Source organism: Streptomyces sp. NPDC049597, from assembly GCF_040675505.1.
In the GTDB taxonomy this organism is placed as follows: domain Bacteria; phylum Actinomycetota; class Actinomycetes; order Streptomycetales; family Streptomycetaceae; genus Streptomyces.
The window spans coordinates 181208-205987 of the sequence record NZ_JBFAOY010000011.1; the positions used below are offsets into that span (position 1 = coordinate 181208).

Genomic DNA, 24780 nt, shown 5'->3' on the forward strand with positions numbered 1-24780 from the left:
TCAGGAAGTGGGGACGTAGCAGGTGTAGGCGCCCGTCACGGTCGTGTCCGTCCGACCGCCGCCCGTTGAGGATTGCTCCTCGGACCTGCCGGTGACGGCCCACGCAACCCCGCGACGGCTGTCGGCGAACCACTCCTTGGGAGCAACCGTCGCCTCGCGCTCGCACTCCTCACGGGCATAGTCGAGGCCACTTTTGACCGCTGTCCTCCCGGGCACGGTCCGGTCCACGGCGACCTGGGCGAACACCCTCATGTCGTGCGCCTTCGCGCAGTCGACGGGACGCACGACGGCCCGGGAGTCGAGGGCCGCTTCCATGGCGGCGCACTGCCCGCCCTTCAGCGTGCCCGTGAGCGCGAGCACCTTCCTGGCATCCTCGACCCGCACTCCGTCCTCTCCCGGCATCGGGTGCGCATACGGTTCGCCGAACGCCGAGAGCTGGTACGACGCCTGCAGACCCGTGACACCGATCAGGTCCATGTGCGACAGGAGCGGGTCCAGGTCGGCAGTGGCCCGGGCCAGGCGTCCTTCGGCATCCAGCGTGACCGTCATATCGACAGGCTCCGTTCCCATGCCGGCCTTCCCAGCCGCCCGGGCCCTCAACGGCAGCAGCTCGGCCGCGAACTCCGGGAGCACGGTGACCCGATAGGTGTGATTGCCGTCCGCGTCGCGCTTCGGCTTCTCGCGCGGGACCGCACGCGTGACGAGGTCGGCGAGCGTGCCGCTGTAGGGCGCCGCGTCACCGGCCGCGTGCACGGACAATGCGCTCGTCGCGTCACCGAACTCGTTGAACGCCTCGGGAGTGAAACGCAGCCACTCGGCGGCGTCCTCCTTGACGTACACATCGCCGCCGACGGTTGCCAGAGTCTGCCGGGCTGTCGTGCCCGGCTCCGCGAGGAACTCGGCGGCAGGCTCCGGGAAGTCCGTGGGGACCCGGAGGGTGGACGACCCCCGGGCGGACCCTGCGGCGTAGTCCTGGCTGCCGATGGTCGTGTGCACCGCGTCGCCGACGGCGCTCCTGTACGTCAGCGTTGCAACGAACCCGGCGGTGCCCGCCTCGCGTGTGGCCTGCTGGGCCGCGTGGAACTGCTGGGCCAACGGCTGGCCGTAGACCGCCTCCCCCGACGCCTGCTCCTTGTCACCCGTCTGGCATGCGGCCACGCCGACGAGTGTCGGGAGCAGTGCGAGCACGACTCTCCAGCGTCCGACGGTCTTCACATTCCCACCCCTTGCGCGTGTTTGCTCCTCATGCTCCTTGGCCCGCTGCGACGGGCACAAGCACGGAGTGATCACGAAACGTGCAGGTCGGAGCATATGAGGGGGCCTTCGGACGACGCGGATCCTCGGCAGCAGGCGACGAACCGGGTGCAGTCCGCCCGCCTCCCGGGGGGAGAAGACAGGCGGCAAGCATCACCTGATCACCGACGCCACGGGGTTCCCCTCGCCGCCACGCTGACGGGCGGCAACCGCAACGACGTCACGCAGTCGATTCCGCTGCTTCAGGCCGTCCCGCCCGTGCGCGGCAAGCGTGGCCGGCCCCGGCGCCGCCGAGACGTCGTTCTGCGCGACCGTGGCGACGACCACGACAAGTACCGCCGCCTGATTCGGGACCTCGGCGTGAAACCGCTGATCTCCCGCCGCGGCACCGAGGGACCACGGCTCTGGCCTCGGCGCCTGGCGCTGGTTTGCGGAACATGCGTTCGCCCATCTGCACTGGTTCCGTCGCCTACGCATTCGTTGGGAGGTCCGCGAGGACATCCACGAAGCGTTCCTCAAAACTTGCATGCGCGTTGACCTGCTGGAGTCGGCTCAGATCATCGCGTGGACAGTCCTAGAAGGGGGGCCAGCAGGAATCAGGGGGAGGCGTGGGGTTGACACGGTTCCCGCCTCGCATCGCCAGTGGCCAGCGCTGGTCAATGACAGCCGCGGTCTTCTTGCAGGCGGCACAGGCGTTGCTCCGATCCGGCACCCACAAGTACGGAGAGACAGAGAGGCCCTCGTGCCCTATGCCGCACAGGGTTGCGCCGGAATCTGTGTAGGCATAGGCAGTGTCATAGGCGTGAGCCACGTCCTCAGGCAGCTCGGGTGAGTCTGCCCGCTCCCAGCGCCCGTACATGGGCTGGTACTGCGGTCGTGAAACCTCACGGGGATCGTGTCCCGGCTCGGTCCATGCGTAGCACCAGGAGCAGAACCACCGCTCCTTTACCGGCAAGTCCCACGCCATCCGCGGTTCCACTACGGGTGCCTGCCGCATCTCGTGTCCACACACATCGCACGTCACAGGCGGATCCTGCCATGGCAACTCCACACGTAGCGCCGGCAGCAGGGTCCCCGGCCACACCGCATTCCGTCAGGAGTTCTTACAGACATCCCCGCTCGCCGGTGGCGATGAACCGACGTACTCGTCGAACGGCCGCACCGTCGTCGCAAGGGCGTGGGCCGCCGCCATGGACGAGGCAGCGCGTCGCGGAGCCGACAGGGCGGCAGGCGGGCTCGAAGCGGGTGCCGGTGGCCGCCGCATCGCTGGACCGCGGGCCGTGCCTCCCGCAGTGCCGGGCTTCGATCGGACGGGGCGCCGATGGGCGGTTCGACGAGAAGCAGCCGTTGGCGCGCATGCCGAGCCAGGGATGACGGCGACCCGCATTCGCGCGGAGCCGTCGGCGCGGCTCACGGCCGTACCGGCGTCGGCGGGCCCGCAGCGGCTGGTCACGTTTCGATCTGCTGCCCGACTGTGGAAGTCACGTCCTGCTTGATGGGCAGGGGTGTCTGCGGTGAGGCGGAACGCCTTCCCACGGGCTGCGAGCCCGGCGGTGGCCCCGTGAACGCGGCTGGTGACGCCCGACGCACCGGCGGTTATGCGCGTGAGCGGTGGTGCCCGCGTGTTTCACGTGCGCAGGATGGAGTGAGGCACCAGGGACCGCTCGGTGTGTTTCACGGGTCTGACACTCACGAGGAGGCGGGGCCATGACCACCGCCGAAGGAATCTTCGAGCCGAAGGTCGAGCCGTACAGGATCGCGCCGGAGACCTATGTCATCCCCCAGCTGCTGGAGGCGCCACCGGTCGGCATGTTCTACGTCAATTCCATGGTCATCACCGGCACGGAGCCCGTGCTGGTGGACACCGGTGCGCCCTCGAACCGGCAGCAGTGGCTGGACCATGCCTGGAGCCTTGTCGATCCGGCCGACGTGCGCTGGGTCTTCCTGACCCACGACGACCACGACCACGCGGGAAACGTCCGCCAGGTCATGGCTGCCTGCCCGAACGCCACCCTGGTCACAACGTGGTTCTCGATGGCCCGCTACGCCATCGACACCGAGGAGTTCTGGATGCCGTTCAACCGCTCCCGCTGGGTTCGCGACGGCGAGAGTTTCCAGGCCGGGGACCGCACACTCCTGGCGATCAGGCCGCCGTTCTTCGACAACCCGACGACGCGCGGACTGTTCGACGCCACGACGCGGGTCTACTGGGCGGCCGACACCTTCGCCACGGCCCTGCCGCACCCCGCCGAGGACGCGGCCGACCTCGACCCGAAAGCCTGGCGTGAAGGCATGCTGCTGGGCAACCGGCTGAACCACCCATGGCACCTGTGGCTGGATGCCGGAAAATTCAGCAAGCACGTGGACCGCGTCCAGGACCTCGACATCGACACCGCGGCGTCCTGCCACGCCCCCACGATCCACCGCGGGCTGATCGACGAGGCGTTCGACCTCGTCCGCGAGGTGCCGGAACTGCCCCCCTGGGAGGAGCCGGGGCAGGACTTCCTCGAAGGCATCATCGCGGCGACGGCGAAGCCGGTGGTGTCCTGAGAACGCCCGGCTCGCTGGGAGCAGAGGTCACCACCCCACGGGCAGCCGCCCCTGCGGAGCGGATACGCCGACCACCGGGCAGCCGGCCGCACCGAAGGCTCGGTGCGGCCGGTAACCGCTAGGCCGGAGAGGAGCCGGTGGCGGATCGCCGGGAGAGCCAGATGCGCAGCGGGACCGCGACCAGCCACGAGACCTGTGCCAGCACGGGTGAGACAAAGGCGAGCGGCATCGAGGCGGCAAAGACGGCCGTCATCACCAGGCCCTCCTGCACGCCCCGGATCAGACTCTCGCGTGGGATGCCCGGTTCCGCCAGGGCCGGCCGGCGTACGAGCCGCAGCGACATCGCGGTCATCAGGCTCGAGGCAGCGGCGATCGCTCCCGCGTAGATCACCGTCGCCGCAGCGGTGTCCCCGTACTCGCTGATCAAACGGGTCGGAAACGGCAGCCCCGCGATGACGGCCAGGAGTGTCAGATAGAGATACAACAGCCACGCGTCGAGCCGGGCGATCGAGCTGAACAGGGCGTGCTGAGCGAGCCACATCAGCCCGATGACGGCGAAGCTCAGGACATACGCGCCCACGTCGGGCAGTGCGTCGTGGAGCGCGTCGCCGAGGTCCGAGGGGGCCAGCCCCTCCGGCACACCGACGTCGAGGACGAGGAGCGTGATCGCGATGGCGAAGACCGCGTCCCCGAACGCCAGAAGCTGCTCCGGCCCCATGACCGGCCCGCCCCCTTCGGCTCCCTGCCCACGTCTGACTGCGCTCACGCCCCGGACGCTACCGCGAGGGTGCCTGCCGCGACACGTGGTGTTGGGCCGGGTGCCGGACGGCCCGGCCCGGTGCGGCTGCTCCTCGCTGCGGGGTTTGTGGGAGCCGGGTGACGTCCGCCCCGGCAGAGGGGGGCGGGCGTCGCACCCAGGTGGCTCAGGCGGGGGTGATGTTCGCCGCCTGCGGGCCCTTCCTCCCGCAGCGGCGGCCCCGAAGCCCTCACAAGTGGTCGCGAGGCAGTGTCTCGTTCCACGTACGGGAGAAGACGCGGCGGTCGTTTTCGAAGCCGTCCAAAGTGGCGTCGACGATGAACTCGGTGTCGCTGGACCTCAGCGTGGTGCGCGTCTCGACCCGTACGTCCCAGTCGTCCCGGCGGAATCGCATGGTCCAGGCCGCTTCTCCGCTGACCGAGGTGAAGTCGTCGGCGACCGCGCCGTACCTCTCGTAGGCCCGCAGGCCGACGTCGAGGCCGATGTCGTCGTAGCGCACCATGCCGCGGTCCTTGACGATCTCGAGCTCGGAGTTGTAGCCGACCAGGTCTCGTCGGACTTCCCAGCGCTCTTCCGGAGGGGTCAGCCGGGTGGTGGAGAGGGGTGCCGTGCCCTCGGGCTCGCCGAACGGACGCTGGGGGAGGTGATCGGGCTCGCCCGGTGGGCGCAGCGGCAGCGTCAGGCTGCTCGTGCCTTCGCAAACGCTCAACAGCACCGGTCGCGGCGGGGGCCACGCGAGCGGCCAGTAGGAGGTGGACAGCGACAGCCGGATGCGGTGTCCGGGAGGGAAGGCCTGGGCCACGCCGTTGAGGTGGACGGTTGCCCGGTAGCGGGTGCCCGGTTCCAGCGGCTCCGGGATGCCCGTCTCATCGCGGTGGGTGAGATTGAGCAGGCCGTATGTGACGCGGGTGGCACTGCCGTCGGGAGCCACGTCGGACAGCCGGGCGGCGACCATGGCGACCGGTTCGCTGACCGAGAGGTCCAGTTCGACGCTGGGAGAGCCGAGGATCTCGACAGGCTCGGTGAGTTGCTCCGTCTCGAAGACCAATGACCCGCCGTCCTCCTCCCGCTGGTCGTAGGGAAGGTCGGGCGGTGCGTTGTACGAGGCCCACTTGCCGGCGAACTGTCCGACGGACAGAGGGGACTGCACGGTCAGCACGTCCTTGCCCGACGCCGTCTCACCGGGGGTGCCGATGCGGTGCCGGCTGAGGGGATGGGCGGTCGGCACGACATGCGGTGAGGGCCAGGCCGGTTCGCCCACCCAGCGGCCGGGCCGTTCCTCGTAGCGGGTGGAGGGCGGCACGCTGTCCTGCATCCAGGTCTGCAGCATGGGCCCTTCCATGATCCCGTTGTCGATGCCCTTGAGCCAGTGGTCCCACCATGCGACGACCTCTTGCAGGTAACCGATGGCGGGGCCGGGTTCGCCGAGGTGCGGGTACTTGTGCGACCACGGGCCGATCAGGCCCTTGCGCGGTACGTCCAGGTTCGCCAGCAGCCGGGTCACCGCGTTGGAGTAGCCGTCCGCCCAGCCGCTGGAGGCGAGGACGGGGCAGCGCACGTCCTGGTAGTTCTCGCAGACCGACGCGTGCTGCCAGTAGGCGTCGCGGCGCTGGTGACGCAGCCACTTCAGCACCCACGGGCTGGTGTTCTCCAGGCGTTCGTGCCACATCTCACGCCAGCGCGCGCCTACGACGGAGGGGTCCGGGGGACACGTGGCGTAGGCGAACATGGTGCCGGCTTCGGCCAGGTTGTCCGACAGCAGGGCGCCGCCCATGTAGTGCATGTCGTCGGCGTACCGGTCGTCGGTGAAGGAGGCGATGACGATGGCCCGCAGGCTCGGAGGCTGCCGCGCGGCGACCTGAAGGGCGGCGAACGCGCCCCAGGAGATGCCCATCATGCCGGTGTTGCCGTCGCACCAGGGCTGCTCGGCCAGCCAGGCCAGGATGTCCTCCGCGTCGCTCTGCTCCTGCTCCAGGTACTCGTCCGCCAGCACGCCCTCCGACTCGCCCGTGCCCCGCAGATCGACGCGGACACAGGCGTAGCCGTGACCGGCGATGTAGGGATGATGGATGGAGTCGCGTACCGAGGACAGGTCGCGTTTGCGGTACGGGATGTACTCCAGCACGGCCGGGACGGGTTCCGCGTCCGAGGAGACGGGACGCCAGATCCGGGCGGACAGGCGGATGCCGTCGGACATGGGGACGGCGACGTGCTCCTCTTCCGTTGTGGCGCAGGGCAGGTTGCTCACAAAGCGCATACGGCCGGCTCTCTCCTTGTCTTCGCTCGGCTGGGCGGCTGCCGGGGACCTGCTCGGCACACCGGCCGGCCCCGGCCGTCTGCCTCAGGTGCTCTTCTCGTCCCGGCCGCCCGGCGTGGGCCGGTCGAAGGTGAGGTTCAAGGCGGCCACGCAGCGGTCGTACTTCTCGCGCAGGTCCTCTTCGCTGTCCCCTCCGGTGAAGACGTGGGCCAGCTCGAAGCTGTAGCTGTCCTGCTCGGGCATCTGCGACAGGCGCTGGCCCTCCTCGGGCACCATGTCGATCCGGACTCCGGGGATCTCCCGCTCGATGCGCCTGAGGTCCTCGCGTGACGGCACGTCGTGCACCACACCGTCGGCGAACCAGCGGTAGTACCACTTGGCGGCGGTCTTGTAGCGACCGGCGCCCTTGGGCAGGCTCGGGTCCTTGCCGAGGGCGAGGCTGATCATGCAGTGGTGGTTGGGTACGCCATCGACGTACTCGAACAGTTCGGCGTGCGACTGGGAGTGCCGGGGATTGATCTCCAGCAGGTTGATCGCGTCGGTCCGCGGATCGTAGAAGTACTCGATGCTGAACGTCGCCGAGTCCATCCCAATTTGGCGTATCACGCGCTCGGAGACGTCGTGCAGGCGCCGCACCACGGGCTCGGGCAGCGTGGAGGGGTACTGGTGGCGCAGGAAGGACGAGCTGTCGGGATAGTTGATGGAGTCCAGTGCGCCGTAGACGGTGACCTCGCCGTGGTGGACGTAGCCCTCGACTGCGACCTGGATGCCGGACAGCGCTTCCTCCGCCAGACACACCTGGCCTCCCACGCCCTCCATCTCCGGCGGCAGGTCCAGCTGGTCGAGGATGTACTGGAACGGGCGACCGACACGGCCGACCCCCTCGCGGATCTGCTCCACCGCCGCGCGGAACTCCTCCTCGTTCCTCACGCCGAAGGCCAGCTCCGACGAGTACGACAGCGCGGGCTTGAGCCACATCGGGAAACGGACGCCCTCAGGCGGGCGCGGGTCCTCGGCCTCCAGATCGACCCGGCCGAAGCGCGGGTGCTCCTCCACGACCTTCTGCTGCTCCAGGCGGCTCCAGTACTTGTGCTCGCACTTGACGACCGACTCCAGGGTCGTGCTGCGTGTGCCGTACCGCTCGCTCAGGATGGGCACGAGTGTGCTCGCCGGGAAGTCCCAGTAACCGACGATCGCGTCGATGCTTCCGTCGAACGCGTTCAGTACGCCCTCGGCCTTCTTCAGGAGCCCGGGCACGGACACCTCGCCGACCTGCAGCTCCTTCGTGGTCAGGAGCGGGTGGAAGCGGTACTCGCCCGCTTCCGGCACGTTCCGCAGGGTGTCCAGGTTGGCGTCGTCCAGACCGATCACGAAGATGTTCTTCTTGCTCACCGAATCTCCTCGGGCAGGTGGTGTCTCGTGTCCGAGATCATTCGCCCCTCGCCGGGCAGTGGCCGGCCCGGCTCAACAGGGCATGGTCAGGCACCGAGCACGGAGTCGTCCTCGGGGCGGGCCCCGGGGAGCCGGTGGCGGGCTGCGACGAGAGCGGTGGTGACGTCGCTCGTTCCGGTCGAGACGCACAGCGTGTACGCCAGGTCGTCCATGCGCTGGCGGGCCTGCGGCGACCCCTTCTCGGCGCGCAGCACGCGCAGCGCGTCGTACTGTTCGAGCAGGTTGCGCAGGACGACAGGGTGGGCCATCAGCACGGGGAGAGCCTCCTTCGGAAAGGCCGCTGCGGATCGGGGTTGCCTCGCGCCTACCCCCCGCCTCGCGCGACATGCCGTCACTCTCCTGGGGTGTGTGCCACCGGTCAGGCGGAGCCGTCCGCGGTCGGTGCCGTGCTCGCACGGCTGCCGCCGCCCCGCCGGCTCGCCCCCCGGACCCTACGGCCTGGCGTCGGTCACATGTGGGTGCCGCCGTCGATGCGGAGTTCGGTGCCGGTGATGAAGGCCCCGTCGTCCGAGGCCAGCATCGCCACGACGCCCGCCACGGCCTCCGGACCGGCGAAGCCGGTCGCCGGATCGGCGAAGCCCGCCCGTTGAGGAAGGCTCCGCCCCGACGGCGGACCGGCGGCTGCTACCGCGCGCCGTACACCGGCTGGGGGGTCTCGGCCGCGGCCAGCAGTTCGAGGGCGGTCGCGCCTGCCTCCGCCGGGGTCCAGCGGGCGCCCTTGTCCGCGGTGGGACCCGGCCGCCAGCCCTCCATGACGGTGATCCGGCCGGCCTCGACCTCGAAGACCCGGCCGCTCACCCCGGCGCAGGCGCCGGAGCCCAGCCAGACGACGAGCGGGGAGACGTTCTGCGGGGCCATGGCGTCGAAGCCACCTTCTTCGGGGGCGGCCATGGTGTCGGCGAAGGTCCACTCGGTCATCCGGGTGCGGGCGGCCGGGGCGATCGCGTTGACCTGGACGCCGTAGCGGCTCATCTCGGCGGCGGCGACGAGCGTCAGGCCGATGATCCCGGCTTTGGCGGCGGCGTAGTTGCCCTGGCCGACGCTGCCGAGCAGGCCGGCCCCGGAGCTGGTGTTGATCACACGGGCCTCGGGCGTACGGCCGGCCTTCGCCTCGGCGCGCCAGTGCGCGGCGGCGTGCTTGAGCGGCAGGAAGTGGCCCTTGAGATGGACGCGCATGACGGCGTCCCAGTCGTCCTCGTCGAGGTTGACGAGCATGCGGTCGCGCAGGAATCCGGCGTTGTTGACCAGGGTGTCGAGGCGACCGAAGGCGTCGAGGGCGGCGGCGACGAGCGAGGCCGCGCCGTCGGCGGTGGTGATGTCCCCGCCGTGGGCGACCGCCTCCCCGCCGAGCGCACGGATCTCGTCGACGACCTGCTGTGCGGGCCGGGGGCCCGTCCCTCCGGTGCCGTCGAGGCCGACGCCGAGGTCGTTGACGACGACTTTCGCTCCCTCCGCGGCGAAGGCGAGGGCGTGCGCGCGGCCGAGCCCGCGGCCTGCCCCGGTGACGACGGCGACGCGTCCGGTGCAGATTCCGGTGGTCATGGCTGTGTCCTTTCGGTGATCGGATGGCTGCCGCCGGCCGTCCGGGCCGGGTGCCCCTATCCCAAGGCGGCGGGCGCGGCGGATGTGCGCCCCACCCGTTCCGGAGGCGGTCAGGCGGTCAGTTGTTGACGGTGGCTGCGTCGAGGAAGAGGGGGCGCTCCCCTCCGCCGTGGACGTGCAGGGCGGCGCCGCTGATGTACGCCGCCCGGTCGGAGGCGAGGAAGACGCAGGCGTCGCCGATGTCGGCGGGTTCGGCGAGCCGGCCGAGCGGCACGGTGCGGCCGACGGCGGCGATGCCGTCCTCGTCCCCGTAGTGCAGATGGGACAGCTCGGTGCGGACCACGCCGAGGACGAGTGTGTTGATCCGTACCCGGGGGGCCCATTCCACGGCCATGGAGCGGGCGAGGTTCTCCAGGCCCGCCTTGGCGGCTCCGTACGCCGCGGTCCCCGGGGACGGGCGGGTACCGCTGACGCTGCCGACCATCACGATCGAACCGCCCCGGCTCTGACGGCGCATCACCTCGTACGCGGCGAGCGAGGCGGTCAGCGGCGCGACGAGGTTCAGTTCGACGACCCGGGCGTGTCGTTCGGCTCCGCCCTCGTCGAGCATCCGGAAGGGGGTTCCCCCGGCGTTGTTGACCAGGGTGTCCAGCCGTCCGTAGTCGCTCCGCACCCGCGCGAAGAACTCTCCGATCGCCTGCGGGTCCCGGAGGTCGACGGGGAGGAAGCGGGCCGTGCGCCCGGCCGCCTCGACGGGCTTGTCCGGCGCCCGTCGCGCGCAGGTCACGACCTCTGCACCGGCTTCGAGCAGGGCGCGGGCGATCCCTGCGCCGACGCCTCGGGTTCCGCCGGTGACGACGGCGACGGAACCGGAGAGATCGATGATCGCTGCCAATTGACACCTCCCGTAGTGAGGGAACCGCTGCTACCTTCGCCTAACAAACGTTTGGTGGAAAGGTAGCTGATCTGCTCATGGGTGTCTCCACCTCCGCCCCGCAAGAGGGCATCGCCGTCGTCACCGTGGACTTCCCTCCGGTCAACGCCCTCCCTGTACGGGGCTGGTACGACCTGGCCGCAGCGGTGCGCGCCGCGGGGGCCGACCCGACGGTGCGCTGTGTGGTGCTCACCGCCGCGGGCCGCGGCTTCAACGCCGGCGTGGACATCAAGGAAATGCAGCGCACGACCGGGTACGACGCGCTGATCGGCGCCAACCGCGGCTGCTACGAGGCGTTCGCCGCGGTCTACGACTGCGAGGTCCCGGTGGTCGCCGCCGTGCACGGCTTCTGCCTGGGCGGCGGCATCGGCCTGGTCGGCAACGCCGACGCCGTCGTCGCCGCCGACGACGCGACCTTCGGACTGCCCGAACTGGAACGGGGCGCGCTCGGCGCGGCGACCCATCTGGCCCGGCTGGTCCCCCAGCATCTGATGCGGGCGCTGTACTACACCTCGCGCACCGCCACCGCCCAGGAGCTGCACCGGCACGGTTCGGTGTGGCGGGTCGTCCCCCGCGAAGAACTGCACGACGCCGCGCTGGAGCTGGCCCGGGAGATCGCCGCCAAGGACGGCGGTCTGATCCGCCTCGCCAAGGCCGCGATCAACGGGATCGACCCCGTGGACGTCCGCCGCAGCTACCGCTTCGAGCAGGGCTTCACCTTCGAGGCCAACCTCAGCGGCGTCGCCGACAAGCACCGCGACGCGTTCGTGTCGTCCAAGGAGGACCGGTGAGCGACAAGACGATGACCGCCGAGGAGGTGGTCGGCCGCCTCGAGAGCGGGATGACGATCGGCATCGGCGGCTGGGGCTCGCGGCGCAAGCCGATGGCGCTGGTGCGAGCGCTGCTGCGCTCGGACGTCACCGATCTGACCGTCGTCTCCTACGGCGGCCCGGACGTCGGGCTGCTCGCCGCCGGCGGCAGGATCCGCAGGCTCGTCGCGGCCTTCGCCACCCTCGACTCCATCCCCCTGGAACCGCACTTCACCGCGGCCCGCCGGCAGGGCGCCTTCGAACTGGTGGAACTGGACGAGGCGATGTTCATGTGGGGCCTGACCGCCGCTGCGCAGCGGCTGCCGTTCATGCCGGTCCGGGCCGGTCTCGCCTCGGACGTGATGACGGTCAACCCGCACCTGCGAACCGTCACTTCCCCCTACGGGGACGGGGAGGAACTGGTCGCGGTCCCGGCCCTGCGGCTGGACGCCGCGCTCGTCCACCTCAACCGGGCGGATGTCCACGGCAACGCCCAGTACCTGGGCCCGGACCCGTACTTCGACGATCTGTTCTGCGAGGCCGCCGACGCCGCGTACGTCTCCTGCGAGCGGATCGTGGACACCGCCGACCTGCTCAAGGACGCCGGCCCGCAGTCCCTTCTGGTCAAGCGCGCGTTCGTGAACGGCGTCGTCGAGACCCCCAACGGCGCGCACTTCACCTCCTGTGTCCCCGACCACGACCGCGACGAGGTGTTCCAGCGCGCCTACGCCCGGGCGGCACGCGACCCCGAGGCCTGGCGCGCCTTCGGCGAACGGTTCCTGTCGGGCGACGAGGACGCGTACCAGGCCGCGGTGGCGGCGTTCCACGAGGAGGATTCCCAATGACGTTGTCAAGCGCAGTTGGTGACTCGCTGTGAGCCGGTCACGCCGCTGCGGCGTCGGGCTCAGGTGCGGGCACCATGAACGTCCGGCCGTCACGTATGAGGGCCCACAGCACGTTCAGGCGCCGTCGGGCGAGGGCGAGAATGGCCTGCTTGTGGCGCTTGCCTTCCGCCCTCTTGCGGTCGTAGAACGTCTTGGAGACTGGGCAGCAGCGGGCGGCGACCTGGGCCGAGAGGTAGAACACCCGCAGCAGGCGCCGGCTGTAGCGGCGAGGCCGGTGCAGATTGCCGCTGACGCGTCCGGAGTCCTTGGGCACGGGAGCCAGTCCGGCGACGCCGGCGAGGCGGTCGGGGGTGCCGAAGGCATCCATGTCGCCGCCGGTGAGCGCGATGAACTCGGCGCCCAGGAGGGGGCCGATGCCGGGCAGGCTGTTGATCACTTCGGCGTGGCGGTGCTCGCGAAACCGGCCCTCGATGAGCCGGTCGGTCTCGGCGATCTCCTCATCGAGGGCCATCACCTCCCTCGCCAGCTTGACCACCATCGCGGCGGCCAGCTTCTCTCCAGGGACGACGGTGTACTGGGCCTCGGCGGCTTCAATGGCCGTGGCGGCGACGCCCTCGGCCCCACGGGCCTTGCGGTTCTTCAGCCAGGTCGCCAGGCGGCTCTTGCCGGTCCGGCGAAGGGCGGCCGGGGTCTGGTAGCCGGTCAAGAGCAGGAGTCCCGCCTTGGACCTGCTGTAGTCGAAGGCCCGCTCCAAGGCGGGGAAGTAATCCAGCAGTTGAGCGCGCAGCCGGTTGATCGCGCGGGTGCGGTCGGCGGTCAGGTCGTAGCGGCGGGCGGTCAGGATCCGCAGGTCGACAGCGACCTCGTCGCCGGTCTGCAGCGGGTGCAGATCCCGGCGCATGCGGGCCTGGTCGGCAATGACGAAGGCGTCCTTGGCGTCGGTCTTCCCGTCACCCCGGTAGGAGCCGGAGGCGTGGTGGACCGTGCGGCCAGGGATGTAGAGCAGCCGCTGACCGTGGTTGACCAACAGCGCGATCAGCAGGGCGGCACCGCCCGCGTTCAGGTCGATGGCCCAGGTGGCCTCCTCGCCGAGATCCAGGACATCGCCGATGAGCTGGAGCAGCTCGGCCTCGTCGTTGGCCACCCGGCGCGACAGCAGCCGTCGCCCCTCGGAGTCGATCACCACGCAGTGGTGATGGGCCTTACCTGCATCCGTACCGGCCCAGATCTCGGGCACGTGAGCCTCCGTCGACGTGTCGTGCACGGTCCCAGCAGACGACCTCGCCGACGTGTCCTTACACAGCGATCTGCCTCGCGCATCCCAATTAGCGGCCGAGTCGTCGCGGGGTGTCGGGCGACCAATCCTCCTGAGCCACGAGCGGCTGAAGCATGACAGCCATACCCGACACCCCTGGGTGCCCCGATCTTACGAATGACCAGGACTGACCCAAGAAAGAAGGTAAGGAAGCATGAACGGCGGTACGACGACGGCGACGCGGGCCGAGTACTGCGTGGTGGCGTGCGCCGAGGCCTGGCGGGACGCGGGTGAGGTGCTGGCGAGCCCGATGGGCACCGTCCCCACGATCGGAGCCCGGCTGGCGAAGCTCACCTTCTCCCCCGACCTGCTGCTGACGGACGGCGAGGCCCTGCTCATGGGCGACGTACCGGAGGTGGGCGCCGCGGCACAGGTGGTGGAGGGATGGCTGCCGTACCGCCGCCACCTGGCCCTGGTCGCCACCGGGCGTCGCCACGTGATGATGGGCGCGAGCCAGCTGGACCGGCACGGCAACCAGAACATCTCCTGCATCGGCGACTGGGCCTGGCCCGAGCGGCAACTGCTGGGCGTGCGCGGCGCGCCCGTCAACACCCTCAACAACCCGACGAGTTACTGGGTCCCCAGGCACACCCCACGAGTCTTCGTCGAGCGGGTCGACATGGTCTGCGGGGTCGGCTACGACCGCGCCGCCGCGGCCGGCCCCTCCGCGACCCGCTACCACCGCATCCCGGAGGTCATCAGCAACCTGGGCGTGTTCGACTTCGAGACCCCGGACCGGACGATGCGGCTGCGCTCGCTGCACCCCGGCGTCACGGTCGAGGAGGTCGTCCGGGCCACCGGCTTCGCACTGACCGTCCCCGACGAGGTGCCGCCCACCCGTGAGCCCACCGCCGAGGAGCTGCGGCTGATCCGGGAGGCCGTCGATCCGAAGGCGCTGCGCGACCGCGAGGTGCCGGCCGCATGAGCGACATCACGATTGCCACCCCGCTCACCGAACTGGTCGGTGTCCGGCACCCCATCGTGCAGACCGGTATGGGCTGGGTGGCCGGGCCCCGCCTGGTGTCGGCCGCCGCCAACGCGGGAGCGCTCGGGATACTCGCCTCCGCCACCATGACCACGGGCCGGCTCCGCTCCGCCGTGCGCGAGGTCAAGTCCCGTACGGACGCGCCTTTCGGCGTCAATCTGCGGGCGGACGCGCGCGATGCGGCCGAGCGCGTACGGATCATCATCGACGAGGACGTGAAGGTCGCGTCGTTCGCTCTCGCGCCCTCCCGGGAGCTGATCGCCCGGCTGAAGGACGCCGGAGTCGTCGTCATCCCGTCCATCGGCGCGAGGCGGCACGCCGAGAAGGTCGCCGCGTGGGGCGCCGACGCGGTGGTGGTCCAGGGCGGCGAGGGCGGTGGGCACACCGGCGACGTCGCCACCACCGTGCTGCTCCCCCAAGTCGTGGACGCCGTCGACATCCCGGTCGTCGCCGCGGGCGGCTTCCACGACGGGCGGGGCCTGGTCGCCGCACTCGCCTACGGCGCCGCCGGGATCGCCATGGGCACCCGCTTCCTGCTCACCTCCGACAGCACCGTCCCCGACGCGGTCAAGGCCGCGTACCTGGCCGCGAGTGTCAAGGACGTCACCGTCACCGCCAAGGTCGACGGCCTGCCCCACCGGATGCTCCGCACCGAACTCGTCGACACGCTGGAACGCTCGGGCCGGGCCGCCTCGCTGCTGCGGGCGGTCCGCCACGCCGGCGCCTTCCGCCGTGAGAGCGGGATGAGCTGGGCGCAGATGATCCGTGACGGCCTGGCGATGAAACACGGCAGGCGACTGACCTGGAGCCAGATCCTGCTGGCCGCCAACACTCCCATGCTGCTCAGGGCCTCGATGGTCGAGGGCCGCACCGATCTCGGTGTGATGGCCGCCGGCCAGGTCGCGGGGGTGATCGACGACATGCCGTCCTGCGCCGAACTCGTCGACCGCGTGATGGCCGAAGCCCATGCCGCTCTGCGCTCCCTGCCCCTCGCCGTCTGAAGGGCTGCGTTCCGCTCCACCGCCGGTAAATGTCCCCTTCTTCTCCTGGAGTTGATCCCCATGCGTGCTGTCCGCGTCCGCCGTGCGACCGGAGCGGTGGTCTCCGCCGTCGTCCTCGGCGCTCTCCCCGCCGTTGCCACGACCGACGCCACGGCGCGGCCCGCTGCCACGGCCCCGCTCGCCGCCGTCACCGCCACCGCCACCGACTCCGTCCGGCACATCGCGCTCCAGGGCGCGGTCAACGTCCGCGACCTCGGCGGCTACCGCACCGACCATGGCCGCCACGTGCGCTACGGCCAGGTCTTCCGCGCCGACGCGCTCGGCAGACTCACCGACGCCGACGTCTCGGATCTGTCCGCGCTGGGCCTGCGCACCGTGGTGGACCTCCGCGTCCCGCTGGAGGTCCAGCGGGACGGCGCCGACCGCCTCCCGGCCGGCGCCACCGTGGTCTCCCGGCCCGTGGACGACCTCGGGCTGTACGGCAGGATCATGGCGGCCATCGGCTCCAAGGACCCGGTCGAACAGCAGGAACTGCTCGGCGACGGGAAGGCGGAGCAGCTGATGCGGGACATCTACCGCACCTTCGTCACCAGCCCGGACAGCCGCCGGCAGTTCGCAGGAACCCTGCGGGACCTCGCGAACCGCAAGCAGGCCCCGCTGCTCTACCACTGCACCTCGGGCAAGGACCGTACCGGATGGATGAGCTACCTCCTGCTGCGCGCCGTCGGAGTCCCGGCCGAGACGGCCGAGAGGGACTACCTGCTGTCCAACGACTTCCGCTCGGAGGCGGACCGCGCGTCCCGCGAGCAGCTCAGGAAGGCCGGTCTGATGGAGAACCCGGACCTGCTCATCCCGCTCCAGGAGGTGCGCGGGGACTACCTCGACGCGGCCCTGGACCAGGCCGAGCACGACTACGGCAGTCTCCGCGGCTACCTCACCGAGGGACTCGGCCTGGACACCCCGACGCTGGCGAAGCTGCGCTCGCGACTGGTGAAGTGAGGGAGACCCACATGCTGCGACGGGGAACGACGAGCGGGGTCCAGATCCTCGACACTGTGGTCCTCTCGGACGACCGGGTCGCGGAGTGGCTGCGGCGCTGGCACACCGAGTACCTGCCGGGCGCCCGCGGCCGCGGCATGGTCGCCGAGCGCGTCTGGCGCACCTGGACCGGCCCGGACACCGCGGCCGTCCGCATCCTGTGGTCGCTGCCGGACAGCGACGCGTTCTACGCCGCGCGCGGCGCCTGCGGCCGCGATCCCCGGGTCGCCGCGTTCTGGGCGCACACCGACGAGATCGCGCTGGACCGCGACCGCCAGGTGCTCGAACCGCTCGCCACCGACGACGAAGGGCCGGTGGCATGACCCGCTGGGTGGCACTGCTGCCGGCCGGGGCGGCCGAGTCGTACGGCACGGCCGCCGAGGTCCCGGGGGTGTCCGTGTCCTCGGCGGGGCCCGATCTGCCGGGCGGTCTCGGCGGAACGGGCGCCACCTGGGACGTGACGGCGGACCTGCCGCCCGCCGAGATCGCCGCCGCGGCCGGCCTGCCGGAGCCCCTCGACACCGTCGCGCTCGTTCCCGTACGGAGCCGGACAGCGGCACTGTCCGGCCCGCGCGTGAAGCGGACGCTGCTGCTCGCCGTCCGGCCCGGCACGCCCGAGACCCTCGTCGCGCTCCTGGAGAGGGATCTCCTGGCCATGCCCGGTCACATCCCCACCATCCGCTCCTGGGCCCTCAGCCGCGTGGACCAGACGCTCACCCCCTCCCGGTGGACCCATGTGTGGGAGCAGGAGTACGCCGATGTCGAGGGCCTGACCGGGGAGTACCTGGGTCATCCCTACCACTGGACCTGTGTGGACCGGTGGTTCGACGGTGAGGTGCCGGGTGCCGGGATCGTGGAACCGGGGCCCGCCCACGTCTTCCGCTGGAGCGACGGCCCCGTGGTGGTCCCGGGCTGACGGTCCGTCGGTACGACTGTGTCCGGGCAACCCGGACGCCTCATCATGAACGTCCCGCCGGTCTCGTCGACCGGCGGGACGTTCGGGGTGCCGTGCCGCCTGGGGCCGGTCTGCCGGCCCCAGGCGGGTGTCGCGCGTCAGAGGCGCTCGATGACGGTGACGTTGGCCTGGCCGCCGCCCTCGCACATCGTCTGGAGGCCGTAACGGCCGCCCGTGCGCTCCAGTTCGTGCAGGAGCGTGGTCATCAGCTTGGTGCCGGTGGCGCCGAGGGGGTGGCCGAGGGCGATGGCACCGCCGTTGACGTTGACCTTCTCCGGGTCGGCCCCCGTCTCCTTCAGCCACGCCAGGACCACGGAGGCGAACGCCTCGTTGATCTCGACCAGGTCGATGTCGTCGAGCGTCATCCCGGCCTTCTTCAGCGCGTACGCCGTGGCCGGGATCGGCGCGGACAGCATGCGGATCGGGTCCTCGCCGCGCACCGAGAGGTGGTGGATGCGGGCGCGCGGGGTCAGCCCGTGGTCCCGTACGGCCCGTTCGCTCGCGAGCAGCATCGCGGAGGCGCCGTCGGAGACCTGCGAGGAGACGGCGGCGGTCAGCCGGCCGCCCTCCACGACAGGCTTCAGGCCCGCCATCTTCTCCAGGGTGGTGTCGCGGCGTGGCCCCTCGTCGCGGGCCACGTCCCCGTAGGCGACGATCTCGCGGTCGAAGCGCCCCTCGTCGATCGCGCGGATGGCCCGCTGGTGGGAGCGCAGCGCGTACTCCTCCATGTCGCGGCGGGAGATGCCCCAGCTCTCGGCGATCATCTCGGCACCGTGGAACTGGTTGACCGGCCGGTCGCCGTAGCGGGCCCGCCAGCCCTCGGAGCCGGCGTACGGGCCCTGGGTCAGTCCCAGGGGCTCGGCGGCCTGGCGGCTGGCGAAGGCGATAGGCACCTGCGACATGTTCTGCACACCGCCGGCGACGACCAGGTCCTGGGTGCCGGACAGCACGCCCTGGGCGGCGAAGTGCACCGCCTGCTGCGACGAGCCGCACTGCCGGTCCACGGTGGTACCGGGCACCTCCTCGGGCAGCCCCGCGGCCAGCCAGCAGGTGCGGGCTATGTCGCCGGCCTGGGGGCCGACGGTGTCCAGGCAGCCGAAGACGACGTCCTCGACGGCGGCCGGGTCGGCGCCCGAGCGCTCCATCAGCGCCTTGAGCACGTGTGCGCCGAGGTCGGCGGGATGCACGGCGGCGAGCCCGCCGTTCCGCTTGCCGACCGGGGTGCGTACCGCTTCGACGATGTATGCCTCGGCCATGGCCGCTCCTTCTCGATGTCTGCGCTCTGGCTGTCATTCGCGGAGGGCGATCCCCTCCAGCACCATCGACAGGTACTGGCGGGCGATCTCCTCCGGGCTGTGCTGTCCTCCCGGCCGGTACCAGGACGCGGCGACCCACACGGTGTCGCGCACGAAGCGGTAGGTGAGCCGGACGTCGAGGTCGGCGCGGAAGACCTTGGCGGTCACTCCGCGCTCGAGGGTGCCGAGCCACGCCTTCTCGAACTTCTGCTGGGAGTCGGCGAGATAGCCGAAGCGCGGCTGGGTCCTGAGGTGCTTGGACTCCTTCTGGTAGATGGCGACCGCGGCGCGGTGCCGGTCGATCTCCCGGAAGGACTCGGTGACGAGTGCCTCGATGGTCTCGCGCGGTCCGAGTCCTGCGGCGAGCACCGCGTCGTACCGGGCCCACAGATCGTCCAGGAACGTGGAGAGGATCTCGTCGAGCATCGACTCCTTGGAGTCGAAGTGGTAGTAGAGGCTGCCCGCGAGCATCCCCGCCGCATCCGCGATCTTGCGGACGGTGGTGGCGTTGTACCCCTGTGCGGCGAACACCTCGGCCGCGGTGGCGAGGAGTTCCTCGCGCCGGTCGGGCGACGGGCTCATGATGGTCTTCCTGCTGCTGCTTTTCGGCACACAGCCATTCTCGCCTCACGCGTGCTGGCTGCTGACGGACAGGACCTCCCCGGTCATGTACGAGGAGTAGCCGCTGGCCAGGAACACGATGACGTTGGCCACCTCCCAGGGCTCCGCGTAGCGGCCGGACGCCTCGCGGGAGGTCAGCTCCGCCAGCAGTTCGGGGGTGGTGACCTTCACCAGGTGCGGATGCATGGCGAGACTGGGTGAGACGGCGTTGACGCGCACGCCGTACTCGGCGGCCTCCAGCGCGGCGCAGCGGGTGAGCGCCATGACCCCGGCCTTGGCCGCGGCGTAGTGCGCCTGTCCCTTCTGCGCCCGCCAGCCGATCACCGAGGCGTTGTTGACGATGACGCCTCCGCCGCCGTCGGCCTTCATGCGGCGCAGCGCGGCTCGGGTGCAGCGGAAGGTGCCGTTCAAGGTGACGTCGAGGACCTTGTCCCACTGCTCGTCGGGCATGTCGACGAGATCGGCCGTGCCCCCGAGCCCGGCGTTGTTCACCACGATGTCGAGGCGTCCGTGCCTCTCCTCGGCAAGGTCGAACAGTGCCGTGACCTGGTCCTCGTCGGTCACGTCGCAGGTCAGCGAGGCCACCCGGTCCGCACCGAACTCGGCGGCCAGCTCCGCCTCGCACTGCCCCAGCCTGCGGGCGTGCGCGTCGGAGACGACGACGCTCGCCCCCTCCTCCAGGAGCCGTCTGGCCGTCGCGCCGCCGATACCCGCGCCCGCCGCGGCGGTGACGACGGCGGTACGGCCGGCGAGCAGGCGGTGGCCCGGCACGTACGGCGGCGCGGCCCTGGTCATGGACGACCCTCCTTGGGCAGGCCGAGCACGCGCTCGGCGATGATGTTGCGCTGGATCTCGTTCGAGCCGGCGTAGATGGTGTCGGAGCGGGAGAAGAGGAACAGCCGCTGGAAGTCGTCGAGGTCGTAGGGCTCTGCGGCCGCGAGCATTCCGTCGGCGCCGCACACGTCCATAGCGAGTTCGCCCAGTTCCCGGTGCCAGGTCGCCCAGAAGATCTTGCCGATGGAGGCCTCGGGGCCCGGTGCACCGGCCGCGACGCCGTCGAGCATCCGCAGCGCATTGCCCCGGATGATCTCCAGGCCGATCCAGGCCCGGGCGATCCGGTCGCGGATCAGCGGGTCCTCGGCCGCGCCGCCCGTCCTGGCCAGTTCGATGACGGCCTCCAGCTCGCGGCGGAAGCCGACCTGCTGGCCGAGGGTGGACACACCGCGCTCGAAGCCGAGCGTCGCCATGGCGATCTTCCAGCCCTCGCCGGGCGCTCCGACGACGTTCGCCGCCGCTGTGCGGGCACCGTCGAAGAAGACCTCGTTGAACTCGCATGTGCCGGTCAGCTGCGTGATCGGCCGCACCTCCACACCGGGCTGGTCCAGCGGCACCAGGAGATAGGACAGGCCCTGGTGACGGGTGGAGCCCGCCCCCCGCTGCTGCCGCGTGCTCGGGCCGGGAGATGCCCCCGGCGGGACGTTCGGCTCGGTGCGGGCGACGACGAAGCACCAGTCGGACTCGTGCGCGAGTGACGTCCAGATCTTCTGGCCGGTGACCACCCACTCGTCGCCGTCCAGCTCGGCCCGCGTCCGTACGTTCGCCAGGTCCGACCCGGCGTCCGGCTCGCTGTACCCCTGGCACCACAGCTCGTCGACCGCGACGATGCGGGGCAGGAAGCGCTCGCGCTGCTCAGGCGTGCCGAAGGCGATCAGGGTGGGACCGAGCAGCTGCTCTCCGATGTGATTGACGCGGGCGGGGGCGTCGGCGAGGGCGTACTCCTCGTGGAAGGCGACCTGCTGCTCGAGGGTGGCGCCGCGGCCACCGTACTCCTTCGGCCAGCCGACGCAGGTCCAGCCCGCGGCGGCCATGTGCCGCTCCCAGGCGAGGCGTTCGGCGAAGGCCTCGTGCTCCCGGCCGGGCCCGCCGCGCCCGCGCAGGCTCGCGAACGGCCCCGCGAGATGGGCTCGCAGCCAGCCGCGGACCTCGGTGCGGAACTCCTCGACGCTGCTCATGGGCGGCTCCGGACGACTCTCGACGAATGGGCGACTCGACTTCTCGACGGCCGAGGGGCCGTACGTTAACCTACCAAACAATTGTTAGGGAAGGAGGCGCGGATGTCCGCTGCCCGCACCGCACCCGCCGAGCCCGTCCGATACGAACGCCAGGGCGCCGTCGCCGTGGTCACCATGGACCGGCCCGACTACCGGAACGCCCAGAACTCCGCGATGACCTACGCCCTGGACCGGGCCTTCTACCGCGCGGCCGACGACAGCCGGGTGAAGGTCGTGGTCCTCGCCGGAGCGGGGAAGCACTTCTCAGCCGGCCACGACATCGGCACCCCGGAGCGGGACGCCCACCTGCCGTTCGACCGCAAGGCGGGCCTGTGGTGGGACCACTCGGACAAGCAGGGCGCGGAGAGCCGCTACGCCCGCGAGTCCGAGGTCTACCTGGGCATGTGCCGCCGCTGGCGCGAGCTGCCCAAGCCGGTGATCGCCTCCGTGCAGGGCGCGTGCGTCGCGGGCGGCCTGATGCTCGCCTGGGTCTGCGACCTGATCGTCGCGTCCGACGACGCGTTCTTCGCCGACCCGGTGGTGCGCATGGGCATCCCGGGCGTGGAGTACTTCGCCCACCCGTGGGTCATGCCGCCGCGCATCGCCAAGGAGTTCCTCTACACCGGCGACCGGATGAGCGCGCGGCGCGCGTACGAGGTCGGGATGGTCAACCGGGTCGTGCCGCGCGCCGAACTGACCGACCGCACCATGGAGTTGGCGAACCGGATCGCCGACATGCCCCGCATGGGGCTGGCGCTGACCAAGCGGGCCGTCAACCAGGCCGAGGACCTCCAGGGCCTGCACACCGGACTGGACTCCGTCTTCGGGCTGCACCACCTCGCGCACGCGCACAACGCCGAGACCGCGAAGGACTCGCTCGGCGGCATGGACGTCCGCGCGATGAAGGAGGCCTCCGCCTGATGGACCTCGACTTCACCGCCGAGGAGGAGGCGTTCCGCGCCGAGGCCCGCTCCTGGCTGGCCGGCCGTGTCCCGGCAGCACCCCTGCCCTCCCTGGAGACCGCCGAGGGCTTCGCGGCCCACCGCGAGTGGGAGCGCACCCTGTCCGCCGACCGCTGGTCGGTGGTCTCCTGGCCCGAGGAGTACGGCGGCCGGGGCGCCTCGATCACCGAGTGGCTGATCTTCGAGGAGGAGTACTACGCCGCCGGCGCACCCGGCCGGGTCAGCCAGAACGGCATCAACCTCCTCGCCCCCACCCTCCTGGAGCACGGCACGGCCGAGCAGTTGGAGCGGATCCTGCCACCGATGGCGAGCGGCGAGGTGATCTGGGCCCAGGCGTGGTCCGAGCCGGACTCCGGCTCGGACCTGGCGAGCCTGCGCTCCACGGCCGTACGGACCGACGGCGGCTGGCTCCTGAGCGGCCAGAAGACCTGGTCCTCCAGGGCGGCCTTCGCCGACCGCGCGTTCGGCCTCTTCCGCGGTGATCGGGGCGACACGAACGCGGCCAGGCCCCACCAGGGGCTGACCTACCTGATGTTCCCGTTGGACGCCGACGGTGTGACCGTACGTCCCATCGGCCGGCTCGACGGCAAGCCCGCCTTCGCCGAACTCTTCCTCGACAACGTCTTCGTCGCGGACCAGGACGTGATCGGCGAGCCGGGCCAGGGCTGGCGGGTCGCGATGAGCACCGCGGGCAACGAGCGCGGGCTGACCCTGCGCAGCCCGGGGCGGTTCAGCGCGGCGGCCGACCGCCTGGTGGCGCTGTGGCGCTCGGCCGCGGACCCGGGCGACACCGCCCTGAGCGGCCGGGTCGCCGATGCGGTCATCGGCGCCCGCGCGTACCGGCTCTTCACCTACGCGGCCGCCTCGCGGATCGCCGCCGGCGGTGCGATCGGCGCCGAGTCGAGTCTGAACAAGGTCTTCTGGTCCGAGCTGGACATCGCCCTGCACGAGACGGCGCTGGACCTGCTGGGCCCGTACGGCGAACTGTCGGACACGGCCGGCGAGGCGCCCGCGCACGGGAGCTGGGCCGAGGGCTACACCTTCTCCCTCGCCGGCCCGATCTACGCCGGCACCAACGAGATCCAGCGCGACATCATCGCCGAGCGGCTGCTCGGCCTCCCGAAGGGACGCCGGTGATGCGCTTCCACCTCGACGACGAGCAGCAGGCGTTCGCGCGCTCCCTGGACGGCATGCTCGCGGCGGCCGGCACTCCCGCCGCCGTACGGGCATGGGCGGCCGGAGACACCGCGCCCGGGCGCGACGTGTGGGCGAAGCTCGCCGGGGCCGGCGTCTTCGCCCTCGCCGTGCCGGAGCAGCACGACGGTCTCGGCCCGCTGCCCGTCGACATCACCGTCGCCTTCACCGAAATCGGCCGCCATGCGGTGCCGGGCCCGCTGGTGGAGACGGTGGCCGCGGCGGCATTCCTCGACCGCCTGGGAGACGACGCCGCGGCCGCCGCATGGCTGCCGGGCATCGCGTCCGGAAAGACGGCCGCCTCACTGTGTCTGCTCTCCGACGACAGCCCCTACGCCCTGGACGCCCACGCCGCCGACGCGGTCTTCGTCGTGGACGGCGACGCCGTGCGCCTGGCAGAGGCGGCCGGGCCCGTCCAGCCGTCCGCCGACCCGGCGCGCCGACTCGCCCGCCCGCTCGGCGGGACCGTCCTGGCCCGGGGGCCGGAGGTGTCCGCCGCGGCCGCGCACGCCGCCGATGTCGCGGCGCTCGCGACGGCGGCCCAGGCGCTCGGTCTGGGCCGTGCCCTGCTGGCACGAACCGTCGAATACGCCCGGCAGCGCAGCCAGTTCGGGGTGGCCATCGGCTCGTTCCAGACGGTGAAGCACCGACTGGCCGACACGTTGATCGCCCTGGAGTTCGCCCAGCCGCTGATCCACGCCGCAGCCGTGGCCCTGGCCGCGGAGGACCCGGCGTCCGGGCGCGGGATCGCGGCGGCGAAGGTCGCGGCGTGCGAGGCGGCCTGCACGGCTGCCCGTACCGCCCTGCAGCTCCACGGCGCCCTCGGCTACACCGAGGAGCTCGACCTCTCCCTGTGGATCCGCAAGGCCCGCCCGCTGCGGTCCGCCTGGGGCACACCGGCCGCCTGCCGCGCCCGCGTACTCGCCCCCTGACCCCAGCGTCTCCCCCACGGCTCGTTCTCCG

At 71.3% G+C, this 24780-nt stretch carries 23 protein-coding genes and 2 pseudogenes; 12 read left to right on the plus strand and 13 right to left on the minus strand.

Annotated features, from left to right (window positions below; all coding sequences use genetic code 11):
* Complete coding sequence (locus AB0K02_RS15570) at window positions 1–1215, minus strand: hypothetical protein (protein WP_365992938.1); 1215 nt, start codon at window positions 1213–1215, stop codon at window positions 1–3.
* Between the two features lie 166 nt (window positions 1216–1381).
* Between AB0K02_RS15570 and AB0K02_RS15575 the strand changes: the two are divergent.
* Together AB0K02_RS15575 and AB0K02_RS15580 are read left to right on the plus strand one after the other, a co-directional pair.
* Window positions 1382–1832: pseudogene (locus AB0K02_RS15575) on the plus strand (transposase); the annotation flags it as partial.
* Between the two features lie 1129 nt (window positions 1833–2961).
* Window positions 2962–3804 (plus strand): MBL fold metallo-hydrolase, encoded by an 843-nt coding sequence (locus tag AB0K02_RS15580; RefSeq protein ID WP_365992939.1) that lies wholly within the window; start codon window positions 2962–2964, stop codon window positions 3802–3804.
* Between the two features lie 118 nt (window positions 3805–3922).
* Here AB0K02_RS15580 and AB0K02_RS15585 read toward each other — a convergent pair whose 3' ends face one another.
* The 7 genes and pseudogenes from AB0K02_RS15585 to AB0K02_RS15615 all read right to left on the minus strand — a co-directional run bounded on the left by AB0K02_RS15585 (window position 3923) and on the right by AB0K02_RS15615 (window position 10707).
* Entirely contained in the window at window positions 3923–4570 is a 648-nt protein-coding gene (locus AB0K02_RS15585) for a TMEM175 family protein (protein ID WP_365992940.1), read from the minus strand.
* 220 nt (window positions 4571–4790) lie between these two features.
* Window positions 4791–6818, minus strand: a complete 2028-nt coding sequence (locus tag AB0K02_RS15590; protein ID WP_365992942.1) for a CocE/NonD family hydrolase — start codon at window positions 6816–6818, stop codon at window positions 4791–4793.
* Window positions 6819–6902: 84 nt separating this feature from the next.
* Window positions 6903–8210 carry an ATP-grasp domain-containing protein gene (locus AB0K02_RS15595; protein WP_365992943.1) on the minus strand — a complete coding sequence of 436 codons (1308 nt, stop codon included), beginning with the start codon at window positions 8208–8210 and terminating at the stop codon, window positions 6903–6905.
* 86 nt (window positions 8211–8296) lie between these two features.
* The gene (locus AB0K02_RS15600; protein WP_365992944.1) at window positions 8297–8524 is read right to left on the minus strand and encodes a DUF5133 domain-containing protein; all 228 of its coding nucleotides are present in this window, start codon (window positions 8522–8524) and stop codon (window positions 8297–8299) included.
* A 194-nt stretch (window positions 8525–8718) separates the two neighbouring features.
* Window positions 8719–8892, minus strand: a pseudogene (locus tag AB0K02_RS15605) (SDR family oxidoreductase); the annotation flags it as partial.
* Window positions 8893–8894: 2 nt separating this feature from the next.
* Window positions 8895–9812, minus strand: a complete 918-nt coding sequence (locus AB0K02_RS15610) for an SDR family oxidoreductase (RefSeq protein ID WP_365992945.1) — start codon at window positions 9810–9812, stop codon at window positions 8895–8897.
* Window positions 9813–9930: 118 nt separating this feature from the next.
* Window positions 9931–10707 carry an SDR family oxidoreductase gene (locus AB0K02_RS15615; protein ID WP_365992946.1) on the minus strand — a complete coding sequence of 259 codons (777 nt, stop codon included), beginning with the start codon at window positions 10705–10707 and terminating at the stop codon, window positions 9931–9933.
* Between the two features lie 77 nt (window positions 10708–10784).
* Between AB0K02_RS15615 and AB0K02_RS15620 the strand changes: the two genes are divergently transcribed.
* On the plus strand, window positions 10785–11537 hold the full coding sequence (locus AB0K02_RS15620) for an enoyl-CoA hydratase family protein (RefSeq protein ID WP_365992947.1): 753 nt from the start codon (window positions 10785–10787) through the stop codon (window positions 11535–11537).
* The gene (locus AB0K02_RS15625; protein WP_365992948.1) at window positions 11534–12400 is read left to right on the plus strand and encodes a CoA-transferase; all 867 of its coding nucleotides are present in this window, start codon (window positions 11534–11536) and stop codon (window positions 12398–12400) included. The genes AB0K02_RS15620 and AB0K02_RS15625 overlap by 4 nt, the downstream gene beginning before the upstream one ends.
* A gap of 37 nt (window positions 12401–12437) precedes the next feature.
* Here AB0K02_RS15625 and AB0K02_RS15630 read toward each other — a convergent pair whose 3' ends face one another.
* Window positions 12438–13637 (minus strand): IS110 family transposase, encoded by a 1200-nt coding sequence (locus AB0K02_RS15630; protein WP_365992950.1) that lies wholly within the window; start codon window positions 13635–13637, stop codon window positions 12438–12440.
* 232 nt (window positions 13638–13869) lie between these two features.
* Here AB0K02_RS15630 and AB0K02_RS15635 point away from each other — a divergent pair, with 232 nt between their 5' ends.
* From AB0K02_RS15635 to AB0K02_RS15655, 5 genes are read left to right on the plus strand one after another with little or no spacing between them, the layout of a single operon-like run.
* Window positions 13870–14640, plus strand: coding sequence for a CoA-transferase (locus AB0K02_RS15635; RefSeq protein WP_365992952.1), 771 nt, complete (start codon window positions 13870–13872; stop codon window positions 14638–14640).
* Window positions 14637–15701, plus strand: a complete 1065-nt coding sequence (locus AB0K02_RS15640) for a nitronate monooxygenase (protein WP_365992953.1) — start codon at window positions 14637–14639, stop codon at window positions 15699–15701. Before AB0K02_RS15635 ends, AB0K02_RS15640 begins: the two co-directional genes overlap by 4 nt.
* A 60-nt stretch (window positions 15702–15761) precedes the next feature.
* Window positions 15762–16700: a tyrosine-protein phosphatase gene (locus AB0K02_RS15645; protein WP_365992954.1), complete on the plus strand. Its 939-nt coding sequence runs from the start codon at window positions 15762–15764 to the stop codon at window positions 16698–16700.
* 11 nt (window positions 16701–16711) lie between these two features.
* A complete protein-coding gene (locus AB0K02_RS15650) occupies window positions 16712–17062 on the plus strand; it encodes an NIPSNAP family protein (protein WP_365992955.1) in 351 nt (116 codons plus the stop codon).
* Window positions 17059–17655: a Dabb family protein gene (locus tag AB0K02_RS15655; RefSeq protein ID WP_365992956.1), complete on the plus strand. Its 597-nt coding sequence runs from the start codon at window positions 17059–17061 to the stop codon at window positions 17653–17655. Before AB0K02_RS15650 ends, AB0K02_RS15655 begins: the two co-directional genes overlap by 4 nt.
* A gap of 137 nt (window positions 17656–17792) precedes the next feature.
* On the opposite strand, the gene AB0K02_RS15660 is transcribed toward AB0K02_RS15655, so the two are convergent.
* The 4 genes from AB0K02_RS15660 to AB0K02_RS15675 are packed head-to-tail and all read right to left on the minus strand — an operon-like array spanning window position 17793 to window position 21622.
* Window positions 17793–18950, minus strand: a complete 1158-nt coding sequence (locus AB0K02_RS15660; protein WP_365992957.1) for an acetyl-CoA C-acetyltransferase — start codon at window positions 18948–18950, stop codon at window positions 17793–17795.
* A 33-nt stretch (window positions 18951–18983) separates the two neighbouring features.
* Entirely contained in the window at window positions 18984–19571 is a 588-nt protein-coding gene (locus AB0K02_RS15665; RefSeq protein WP_365992958.1) for a TetR/AcrR family transcriptional regulator, read from the minus strand.
* Between the two features lie 45 nt (window positions 19572–19616).
* Complete coding sequence (locus AB0K02_RS15670) at window positions 19617–20405, minus strand: SDR family oxidoreductase (protein ID WP_365992959.1); 789 nt, start codon at window positions 20403–20405, stop codon at window positions 19617–19619.
* Complete coding sequence (locus tag AB0K02_RS15675) at window positions 20402–21622, minus strand: acyl-CoA dehydrogenase family protein (protein ID WP_365992960.1); 1221 nt, start codon at window positions 21620–21622, stop codon at window positions 20402–20404. The genes AB0K02_RS15670 and AB0K02_RS15675 overlap by 4 nt, the downstream gene beginning before the upstream one ends.
* A 102-nt stretch (window positions 21623–21724) precedes the next feature.
* On the opposite strand from AB0K02_RS15675, the gene AB0K02_RS15680 reads away from it, so the two are divergent.
* The 3 genes from AB0K02_RS15680 to AB0K02_RS15690 are packed head-to-tail and all read left to right on the plus strand — an operon-like array spanning window position 21725 to window position 24749.
* Window positions 21725–22582, plus strand: a complete 858-nt coding sequence (locus tag AB0K02_RS15680; RefSeq protein WP_365992961.1) for an enoyl-CoA hydratase — start codon at window positions 21725–21727, stop codon at window positions 22580–22582.
* Complete coding sequence (locus tag AB0K02_RS15685) at window positions 22582–23760, plus strand: acyl-CoA dehydrogenase family protein (RefSeq protein ID WP_365992962.1); 1179 nt, start codon at window positions 22582–22584, stop codon at window positions 23758–23760. The genes AB0K02_RS15680 and AB0K02_RS15685 overlap by 1 nt, the downstream gene beginning before the upstream one ends.
* Window positions 23760–24749, plus strand: coding sequence for an acyl-CoA dehydrogenase family protein (locus AB0K02_RS15690; RefSeq protein WP_365992963.1), 990 nt, complete (start codon window positions 23760–23762; stop codon window positions 24747–24749). The genes AB0K02_RS15685 and AB0K02_RS15690 overlap by 1 nt, the downstream gene beginning before the upstream one ends.
* Window positions 24750–24780: the final 31 nt, after the last annotated feature.